At 65.3% G+C, this 9152-nt stretch carries 10 protein-coding genes; 5 read left to right on the top strand and 5 right to left on the bottom strand.

Going from position 1 to position 9152, the window contains the following annotated elements:
- Positions 1-526: 526 nt before the first annotated feature.
- The gene (locus FA743_RS19695; protein ID WP_246055074.1) at positions 527-1087 is read right to left on the bottom strand and encodes a TetR/AcrR family transcriptional regulator; all 561 of its coding nucleotides are present in this window, start codon (positions 1085-1087) and stop codon (positions 527-529) included.
- A 181-nt stretch (positions 1088-1268) separates the two neighbouring features.
- On the opposite strand from FA743_RS19695, the gene FA743_RS19690 reads away from it, so the two are divergent.
- On the top strand, positions 1269-2384 hold the full coding sequence (locus tag FA743_RS19690) for an alpha/beta fold hydrolase (RefSeq protein WP_211242349.1): 1116 nt from the start codon (positions 1269-1271) through the stop codon (positions 2382-2384).
- A gap of 72 nt (positions 2385-2456) precedes the next feature.
- A complete protein-coding gene (locus tag FA743_RS19685) occupies positions 2457-3449 on the top strand; it encodes a hypothetical protein (RefSeq protein WP_136887762.1) in 993 nt (330 codons plus the stop codon).
- A 154-nt stretch (positions 3450-3603) separates the two neighbouring features.
- Here FA743_RS19685 and FA743_RS19680 read toward each other — a convergent pair whose 3' ends face one another.
- Positions 3604-4509 (bottom strand): AraC family transcriptional regulator, encoded by a 906-nt coding sequence (locus FA743_RS19680; RefSeq protein WP_136887761.1) that lies wholly within the window; start codon positions 4507-4509, stop codon positions 3604-3606.
- Positions 4510-4686: 177 nt separating this feature from the next.
- Between FA743_RS19680 and FA743_RS19675 the strand changes: the two genes are divergently transcribed.
- Complete coding sequence (locus tag FA743_RS19675; protein ID WP_136887760.1) at positions 4687-5421, top strand: SDR family oxidoreductase; 735 nt, start codon at positions 4687-4689, stop codon at positions 5419-5421.
- 130 nt (positions 5422-5551) lie between these two features.
- Here the strand turns inward: FA743_RS19675 and FA743_RS19670 are convergent, their stop codons facing one another.
- Entirely contained in the window at positions 5552-6274 is a 723-nt protein-coding gene (locus FA743_RS19670) for an SDR family oxidoreductase (RefSeq protein WP_136887759.1), read from the bottom strand.
- Between the two features lie 97 nt (positions 6275-6371).
- Here FA743_RS19670 and FA743_RS19665 point away from each other — a divergent pair, with 97 nt between their 5' ends.
- Entirely contained in the window at positions 6372-7256 is an 885-nt protein-coding gene (locus tag FA743_RS19665; RefSeq protein WP_136887758.1) for a LysR family transcriptional regulator, read from the top strand.
- A 176-nt stretch (positions 7257-7432) separates the two neighbouring features.
- Entirely contained in the window at positions 7433-7843 is a 411-nt protein-coding gene (locus FA743_RS19660) for a Cif family virulence factor (protein WP_136887757.1), read from the top strand.
- An 80-nt stretch (positions 7844-7923) separates the two neighbouring features.
- On the opposite strand, the gene FA743_RS19655 is transcribed toward FA743_RS19660, so the two are convergent.
- Entirely contained in the window at positions 7924-8829 is a 906-nt protein-coding gene (locus FA743_RS19655; RefSeq protein WP_136887756.1) for a LysR family transcriptional regulator, read from the bottom strand.
- A 113-nt stretch (positions 8830-8942) separates the two neighbouring features.
- Positions 8943-9152, bottom strand: a 210-nt coding sequence (locus tag FA743_RS20530; RefSeq protein ID WP_211242348.1) for a hypothetical protein, incomplete at its 5' end; no start/stop codon positions are given.

Genomic DNA, 9152 nt, shown 5'->3' with positions numbered 1-9152 from the left:
GATGGCGGGCCAGCCCTCATTATTGCAGCTCTGACAGCGTGCGTGGTCGTGGCGCTTCCGTGACGAACCTGGCCCATAATGCTTCCTTCCATTCCTGAGAAAGGATCGCACCATCAAATCGTGGGATCAAACACCTAGGCATACGAGGTCACAACGCCGATAGAAGACGCTTTAGCTGGCCAGTAAGCACGGTCATCGTGGCCAACCGCATGGAGCACTGCAGGGACTGTGTCCCAAACCTTATAAACAACCCTTCGAATCAGCTAATGAAAAAATACCTGCCCACTTTCAGTTTGTCCCTTTCCCGCAGGAAGTTTGTCCGCATCCGCAAAACACGGCCCGCTTTCGTGATCAATAACAGGAGCTTCTTCCAAAAGCCCGATGCCATCTGCGCCGCGCGCGTCCGATCGGTGCCGGGCTTGGCCGGATCCAGCCTGCCTGACGTTCGGCCCGCGAGGGGCAGGGAGGCCTCAACTCATATGGGCCCGTCATCCCCTTGTCGCGGCGTCTCCGGGCAAGGTTTCCCCTATCGTCGCAGCCAACTGACGATCAGGTCGTCGAGGTCGGAGGCGGCGTGGTCTCGGCTCGTCTGGCCGCGGACCAGTGCGTCCGACAGGGCTTCCGCCGCGCCGATAATCCCGACGCAGCGACGGTGAACGGTCTCGTCCGGCAGATCCGTCAGCGGCGACAGAACGCGGCTGAAGAAGGCGACATGTCCCTCGATCATCCTGCGCTGATAGCTATCCATCTCCGCGCTGCCCTTGAGCGCCGCGCCGATAGCATGCCACTCTGGTCCGATGGACGTATAGCAATCCATGTAGGCCGCGGCGAGAACGCGTGAGATCTGATCGAGCTTTTGCCCGGTGTCCTTGATCGCATCGGCCAGTGCCTTGGTCTGCCTGTCCATGATCTCGTCGTAGAGAGCGACCAGCAGACCGGACCGGGTCTCGAAATGATTGTAGGTGATCGGCTTGCTCACGCCGGCCTGGTCGGCCAGCGTTCCAAGCGTCAGGGCATCCGTTCCCTGCTGCCGCACGATCCGATGAGCCACGTCCAGCAGCTGCGCGCGACGATCCGCTTTGGGCATCTTTCCGGACAAACCTGTCTCCCTGCTTGACAATGACGACCTAGGCCATAATACTACTATTGGTAACTTACCTAGTGTAGCACGCAGGGATCGTGACATCCACTGCATTCCATCGCCCCCGGCTGCCAAAGCGGCAGCCCCATCGCGGCAGGTCCGCAAATGCCCAAAGGTCTTCAAGCCGATGAATTTGACACGCAGAACAGCGCTTGCGGGGTTCGCCGCCGCCACTCTCCTGATGGCCGCCCCCGCCATTGCCAGCCCGCCAGGCATCGCTCCGACCATGCCGCCTGTCGAGATGGTCGGCACGAACGGCATCGAGCTTGCCGTCTACGAGGCCGGATCCGGGCCGGCGGTCGTGCTGCTGCACGGATTTCCGGGCCTGGCCTACACGTGGCGCCATCAGATCCCGGCGCTTGTCGATGCCGGCTATCGCGTCATCGTTCCCGACCTGCGCGGCTATGGGCTGAGCGACGCCCCCGACGACGTCGAGGACTATGACATTGCCGACCTGACCGGTGATGTTGCGGGCATGCTCGACAGCCTCGACGTCCATGAAGCCGTTTTCGTGGGGCATGACTGGGGCGGGTTGCTCGCCTGGCAGATGGCCCTGTTCCATGAGGAGCGGACCACGGGCGTCGTCTCGTTCAACACGCCGCATATCCCCCATTGGGGCCTCTGGCTGCACCAAGATCTTGTCGCCCCCGTGCTGGGTGACGGCGACGACTTCGCCGCCGATCCGGGCCGCGATCCGATCGCCCAGATGCGCGAGGTCTATCGCCCCGGCATGTATGTGCTGATGTTTCAGGACGGCGACATGGCCGACATCGCCATGAACAGCGACCCGGAGGGAACGCTGCGCGGGGCCCTGCGAAAGGACCTCGGGACCCCTAAGGACTGGGATCACATGCCGGCCGAACTGAAGAACATGGAATATTACGGTCAGCCGGCGCCGGACCGGTTCCCCGGGCAGGATGTCCTGAGCGCCGAGGAGCTGGGATTCTACGTCAGCCAGTATGAGCGCACCGGCTTCACGCCGGCCATCAACTGGTATCGCAACATCTCGCGCAACTGGCAGGCGGGGCTGGAGGTCGACCAGATGGTTCGCGTCCCCTCCCTGATGATCTCGGCTGAAAATGACGTGGTCCTGCGCCCCGGCATGACCGATGGCATGGATGCCCTCGTCCCGGATCTGGAGAAGCACGTCATCGCCGACACCTGGCACTGGACGCCTGAGGAAAAGCCCGAAGAGGCCAACCGGATCGTCCTCGACTGGCTGGACAGGACGTTTCCTCGCTGACGCCTTTGGCTGCCGCGACCGGCCCGGCGCCGCAGCGCCCTCATGTCTGTCTGTTATGACTGGAGAACCCGAATGATTGGAAAAATACTCTTCGTCGGCGGCACGGGTGTCGTCGGCGAACAGATGGTGCGTCATTTCCGTGACCGCCATCCAGATATCTCCGTTCTCATCGGAGGTCGAAACATCGACAAGGCCGCGGCCCTTGCCCGCGACGTGGGCCTGGCTGAAGCGGTTCAGGTCGACACGGCGCAACCCCGGCTTGGGCTTGGCCGTGATGTGGATGTCGGTGCCGTGGTGATGGTCGTCCCCGATGCCGGCCTGCAGGGCCTCCGATATGCGCTCGACCTTGGGCGTCCCTATCTCAGCATCGGCAACTGGCTGGTTGAGGTGGGCGGGGAGATGGCGCATGTCATTCGCCGCCCAAGCGCCTCGCCGGTGGTGCTGTCCAGCCATTGGCATGCCGGACCCACGGTCTTCCTGGCCCTGGCGTCGATGGAGGGTCTCGATGCCGTCCATTCCATCCATGTGTCCGCGATCGTGGACGATCTCGATCCGACCGGACCGGCCGCGCTGGAAGACATGGACTTGGGAGGCGCCGGTGCGCTGGCCTTCCGCGAGGGTCGCCGGGTCTGGCTGACCGGGGCGGATGCAAGACGCGACATTAAGGCCATCGACGGCCGCACGCTGTCGGCTGCGGCGTTTGCTCCTTATGACATCGTCAGTCTTCAGGCCGCATCGGGCGCGGCCGACATCCGCTTCGATCTGGCCAGCGGCATCTCCTCAAGCCGTCTGCGGGGAGGAACCGTCGGGACAGAGGTGATCCTGGACATTGCCGGTGAACGTGATAGCCGGAAGATCCTGCGACGCTCGACCCTGGAGTTCACGCGCGGACAGGCGTCCTTGACCGGCCTGAGCGCCGCGCTTTCCCTCTCTGCGCTGCTCGGGCTGGCGGGGCGCCCGGCCTTTCCGGCCGGGCTCTATTTTCCCGAACAGCTCATGGAGCCCGAAGGGTTCCTGGGCGCCCTGGAACAGGCTGGTGCGACGATCACGATCGATCAGACCTGACTGTCCCTTTCCGGCATGGCGTATGCCCCCGCTTCGAAATCGCGCCATGCGATGCGACAGCCGGGCTGGGCCGGGCAAAAGACCCGGCCCCCTGTCCCTTCCTTCCCATCCGGGCGATCGACATCGGGCCGGGCCGGCGCCTGCGCCTGCGGGATCAGATCGGGCTTTCGGCCCTCTCGCTCACCAGACCTGCGCGGATGCGTCGGGCGTCGCGCAGCGGCGGGGCGCCGAAGGCCCGGGCGTATTCGCGCGAGAACTGCGAGGCGCTTTCATAGCCGAGGCCGAAGGCCACCCCGGCGACATTGCCCGGCGAGGTGATCAGCCTGCCGCGGGCCTCGTAGAGACGGATGAGGGTGCGGTACTGCAGGGGCGACATGCCCGTCTCTGCCTTGAAACGGCGGTGGAGGGTCGCGACGCTCATCCCCGAAGCCCGCGCCAGGTCCGACACGCGGATCTGCCCGGCATATCCCGCCCGGATCAGCGAGATGGCCGGTCCGATGCCCGTGCCATGCCCGATGCCGCCCGCGATCCTGCGCAGGATCGGGTCCTGGGGACCGCGCAGCAGGCGAAACAGGATCTCGCGCTGGATCAGCGGCCCCAGCACCGCGATCTCTTCCGGCCGGTCGCGCAGCTGCAGGAGGCGGCGATAGGCATCCCGCAGCTCCGCATCCGCCGCGTGCACGGCAAAGGCGCGGCCTGCGGAGGGGTCTGCCTTGGTGTCGGATCGCCCTGCCAGATCGGCGATCAGGGCGGGATCGGGGCTGAGCTTCACCGCCAGATAGGGACGTGCGCGGGTGCAGCCGAGGATCTCGACCCGCATCGGCAGATCGACGGCCGCGACGTAGGTGTCCCCGCCTTGATAGTGCAAGACCTCGGCGCCGATCAGAAGGCGTTTCTGCCCCTGGATGATCAGGCTGACCATCGGCTTGTGGACCTCGGGGGTCAGCTCGCCCGGGCTGGTGATCTTGAGAAGCTCCACCCTTGGAAGGGTCGTCCGCGTCACGCCCTCTGGAAGCGTCGCCGCCAGCCGGGATGCGAGGTCGAACAGGGGGTCGGTCATCGTGGGGATCGGTCCATGACCTCCGGATACACCCTTGTGAGAGGATCGGGCAAGATCCGGATCGCTTCGGGCATGGGTGATGCGCGCGGCATCCCCACATCCTGATCAGCATCGGCACGGGACCCGACCCTCCTGCGTGCCCGTGCAAAACCTTGGTCATCAAAGAAAGCGCTGCGCATGAAGATCGAACATTCCGTCATCCTGATCACCGGGGCCTCGTCCGGGATCGGCATGGCCACTGCCATTGCCGCTGCACAGGCCGGCGCCCGCGTCGCGGTGCTGGCCCGCCGCGAGGACCGGCTGCGTGCCTTGGCGGATCGCCTTGGCCCAGATGCGCTGGTGCTTCCCTGCGACGTGACCCAAGGCGCGCAAATCGAGGCCAGCATCGCAACGGTCCTCCGGACATTCGGACGCCTCGACGCGCTGGTGAACAATGCCGGCCGGGGCTTTTACGCGCCGGTCGACAGGATCGACATCGCGGGTTATCGCGCGCTTCTGGACCTGAACACCGTGGCGCCCCTGGCCATGATGCAGGCGGTGATCCCGCAGATGCGCCGTCAGGGCGTGGGGGCCATCGTGAATGTCAGTTCCGGCGCCACCTTCGGGATCCTGCCCGGCGCGGGGGCCTATACCAGTTCGAAATCGGCGCTGACCATGCTGTCGGACGTGGCCCGGCTGGAACTGGCAGAGGCGGGCATATCCGTCTCGACGATCTATCCCTTCGTCACCGATACCGAGTTCTACGCTGCGGTGTCCGAGGGGCAGGACGCGGCCGATGCCGAGATCAGGACCGTGGGGCCGGCGGCCCATGCCCCCGACCGCGTGGCCGTGAAGATCCTGGACCTGATCCGCAGCGGGGAACGCCAGGACGACCTGGTTCCGAAGGCTTACGGGGGAAGCCTTGACATGTAGCCGAAGGCGCTTGGCACCGGGACAGACATGAACGGTCGGACAGATCAAACATCCCGCCCGCAGCGCGCGCGGGATGTTCTTGTGCCGTCATCGGCTGGCTTCCAGGGCTGTGCAGGGTGCCTCACCGGTCTCAATTCGCCGAGTCTGTCGGGCGGATGGTGATCTCGGTCGTGTCCACACCCTCGGGCGCCTCGATCACCTGCCGCACCGCCCGGGCGATGTCGCCCGGCTGCAGCGCGATGGCGCGATAGGCATCCATCACCGCCAGCGTCTCCTCATGCGTGATGGTCGATGCCAGATCGCTGTCCACCACCCCGGGATTGACGCAGGTGACGCGGATCCGGCCGCTTTCCTGCCGCAGCCCGTCCGAGATCGCGCGCACCGCGAACTTGGTCGCACAATAGACCGCCGCCGAGGGCACCACCTGCAGCGCCCCGATCGAGCCGATGTTGATGATCTGTCCCGACCCCTGCCGGTCCATGACCGGCAGCACTGCGCCGATGCCCCACAGGACGCCCTTGATGTTGACGTCCACCATCCGCTCCCATTCGTCCAGCTTGCCTGCCGACAGGGGCGACAGCGGCATGATGCCAGCATTGTTGATCAGCACGTCGATCCGGCCCCAGAGGTCCAGCGCCGTCTGCGCAAAGCCCGCGACCGCCTGCCGGTCGGTGACGTCCAGCCGCCGCGCCTCGGCCACACCGCCTGCCGCGCGGATCGTGGCGGTCACGGCCTCCAGCCGGTCCAGTCGACGCGCGCCCAGCAGGACCTTTGCCCCCGCCGCCGCAAGTTCATGCGCGATGCCCTCGCCGATGCCGCCCGAGGCGCCGGTGATCAGAATGACCTTGTCCATCAGATGCTCCTTTTCTGGGATCATCGGAAGGATGGACCAGAACGACTGTCGCCGGTATTGCCGCAGTACTGCACTGGATGGTAAGCAAGGCTGGACAATGATCGACCTCAACCTTCTTCTTCTCTTCCGCGCCGTGGCCGAAGAGGCGAACTTCCGTGCGGCGGCGGACCGATTGGGGGTCACCCGCTCGGCGGTCAGCCAGGGGATCCGGCGGCTGGAAGACAGCCTTGGCGTGGCGCTGGTCCTGCGCACCACACGCTCGGTCAGGCTGACCGAGGCGGGCGCAGAGCTGCAGGCAGCACTGGCCCGGCCGCTGACGGAGATCCTCGGCGCGCTGGACAGCCTCGGCGCCGAGGATTGCCCCCGAGGGCTCTTGCGGATCGCCGTGACCTCGATCGCCGAGCCCTTCCTGTCGGGTCCGCTGATCGCCCGCTTTGCCGAGGCCCATCCCCGGATCACCCTGGACATCAGGGTGACCGACGCCGAGTTTGACATCGTCGCCGCCGGGTTCGATGCGGGCGTGCGCTTGGGCGAGGTGATCGAGCAGGACATGATCGCCGTCCCGGTCGGAGGTCCTCAGCGCGAGGCCGTCGTGGCCTCGCCCTCCTATCTTGCCGCGCGGGGCGTCCCGGCCCATCCCCGCGACCTTGTCCATCACCGCTGCATCGGCTGGCGCCCGGCGCCCAACACCGCGCCCTACCGGTGGGAGTTTGCCGAAGACGGCCGTCCCTTCGACGTGGCCGTCGCTCCGCAGATCTGCACCAATGACCTGCGCCTGATGCTGCGCACGGCACTGAGCGGCGGAGGGATCACCTTCGCCCCCATCCAGACGTTGCAGCCGCATCTCGACCGCGGCGCGCTGGTCTCGCTGCTGGAGGATTTCCTGCCGTCCTTCCCGGGGTTCTTCCTCTATTTTCCGCAGCGCCGGAACATGGCCCCCAAGCTTCGTGCGCTTGTGGCGCATGTCCGGGGATCAAGGTGACCCCGGGAAGCGGGTCTTTCGGCGTGCCGAAACTGTCCACGCATGGTCCGCACCGCCCGTCCGGGGGACCGCCATTCCCCCGGACATTCAATCGATGATGCCGCAGGATGTTGAATTCCGCCTGAAGATGCGGAACATGAACGGCGCGCCGAACAGGATGACAGGACAGGAAGACGATGGCATTTCGCGACGAGATTTCAGCATTCTTCAAGGAATACGTCGATGCGTTCGCCCGCAACGACGCCGACGCGCTCAGCGGCCTCTGGGATGAGGTCGGGCTGTTCCCCTCGCCGACCGGCAACTTTGCCATGGAGCGGCCGGCGTTTCGCGACCATTGCGTGACCCTGATGGACTTCTACCGCCGTCAGGGCATCCTGCGCCCCGAGGGAGAGCTGCTATCCGCAACCGAACTCTTTCCGAATGTCGCAGAGGCCCGCATGGTCTATCGGATGTTCGGCGAGGGCGATGAACTGGTCGCCGAGTGGGAGCATGTCTATATCCTGCGCCGTGGCGACCGCTGGCGCGTGTCCCTCACCATCGCCGACGGCGAAATGGCCGCATGGGCCGCCAAGGGCGCCCAACTCTGATCGGAGGCCGGTGAACCTTCGACGCATATGACAAGCCATATCAACGAAGGCTTCCGCCTGCCCTGCGCCGGTCGCGCCCCCTACCACCTCTTCGCGTCTCTCCCGATGACCTCGACGCACCAATCGATGAACGCCCGGACCGCGGGCGAGAGGTGCCGGCTTTGCGGATAGAGAAGCGAGAGGGGGACAGCCGGAGCCTCGAGGTCGGGAAGTATCCGCAGCAGACGGCCATCGGCGATGGGCTGGGCGACCATATAACTCGCCGCACGGATCACCCCCAGACCCGCGATGCCTGCGGCGACATAGGCGTCGGTGTCATCGACGGTCAGATGTGCCGTCATCGGAAGGGAAACCAGGTGGTCCCCATCCCTGAAGACCCAACTGGTCGGACGTCCTGTCCGACTGTCCGCATAGCCGACCACGCGTCGGTCGCGAAGATGTGCCATCTCCAGGGGTTCGCCGTATTGCGCGATATACCCGGGGGATGCACAGACAAACCAGCGGAACGTGCCGAGACGGCGCATCATCAGGCTGGACTGTTGCGGTTCTCCGGCGCGAATGACGCAGTCGATCCCCTGCTGGACAAGATCGACAAGCGCATCACCCAGGTGAAGCTCGATCTCGATACCGGGGAAACGGGCCTCGAACCGAGGAAGCGCGGGAATGATGAAGTGGCGTGCCAGCGATGACGGCATGCTTGCCCGGATCCTGCCTTGGACGCTGTGCGCATCCCCTCCGGCCGCCGCATCGGACGCCTCGACCTCGCGGAGGATCGCCGTGCTGCGGTCGTAGTAGCGCAGTCCTGCATCCGTCACGCTGAGGCTGCGTGTGGTGCGCTGAAGCAGCTGGACGCCGAGATGAGCTTCCAGATCCTTGATCGTCCTGGTCACGGTCGAGGGCAGCACCCCCAGGGTCTCTGCCGCACGCTTGAATCCGCCGGCATCGACCACGTGCGTGAACGTCTCCATCGCCTGAAGCTTGTCCATGGGCCGCTGCCCCTGACCAGTGATGCCCGCCGGGGTGTCGGTTCGCCACCTTCGACAGTCTTGTCGGCGCCATTATTCATACGAAGTGAACAATGAAGTCAAATTGGTCAGTCTTATCCGGCCGGACGCGGACGCACAGATGATGCGCGGACAAAGGCCGCGCAATGACGTGTCGCGCCGGACAGTCGAAGGAACCTGACCTGCCCCCCGGAACGTCCCTCGGTTTGATGTAGAGTTTGCTTCATCACGAAGGAGCATACGATATGAGGAAAAGCCGCTTCACCGAGGCGCAGATCATTGGGATGATCAAGGAGCAGGAAGCC

Origin of the sequence: Paracoccus gahaiensis (assembly GCF_005048225.1) — a bacterium.
Lineage (GTDB): Bacteria > Pseudomonadota > Alphaproteobacteria > Rhodobacterales > Rhodobacteraceae > Paracoccus > Paracoccus gahaiensis.
The sequence above is the reverse complement of the archived record's forward strand: the minus strand, read 5'-3'. Positions and strand labels throughout refer to the sequence as shown.

Bases quoted from the DNA above. Each gene is read 5' to 3' on its own strand.
- FA743_RS19685 (WP_136887762.1), top strand. From the start codon at position 2,457: ATGATTGGAAAAATACTCTTCGTCGGCGGCACGGGTGTCGTCGGCGAA.
- FA743_RS19690 (WP_211242349.1), top strand. From the start codon at position 1,269: ATGAATTTGACACGCAGAACAGCGCTTGCGGGGTTCGCCGCCGCCACT.
- FA743_RS19675 (WP_136887760.1), top strand. From the start codon at position 4,687: ATGAAGATCGAACATTCCGTCATCCTGATCACCGGGGCCTCGTCCGGG.
- FA743_RS19655 (WP_136887756.1), bottom strand. From the start codon at position 8,829: ATGGACAAGCTTCAGGCGATGGAGACGTTCACGCACGTGGTCGATGCC.
- FA743_RS19680 (WP_136887761.1), bottom strand. From the start codon at position 4,509: ATGACCGACCCCCTGTTCGACCTCGCATCCCGGCTGGCGGCGACGCTT.
- FA743_RS19695 (WP_246055074.1), bottom strand. From the start codon at position 1,087: ATGCCCAAAGCGGATCGTCGCGCGCAGCTGCTGGACGTGGCTCATCGG.
- FA743_RS19665 (WP_136887758.1), top strand. From the start codon at position 6,372: ATGATCGACCTCAACCTTCTTCTTCTCTTCCGCGCCGTGGCCGAAGAG.
- FA743_RS19670 (WP_136887759.1), bottom strand. From the start codon at position 6,274: ATGGACAAGGTCATTCTGATCACCGGCGCCTCGGGCGGCATCGGCGAG.
- FA743_RS19660 (WP_136887757.1), top strand. From the start codon at position 7,433: ATGGCATTTCGCGACGAGATTTCAGCATTCTTCAAGGAATACGTCGAT.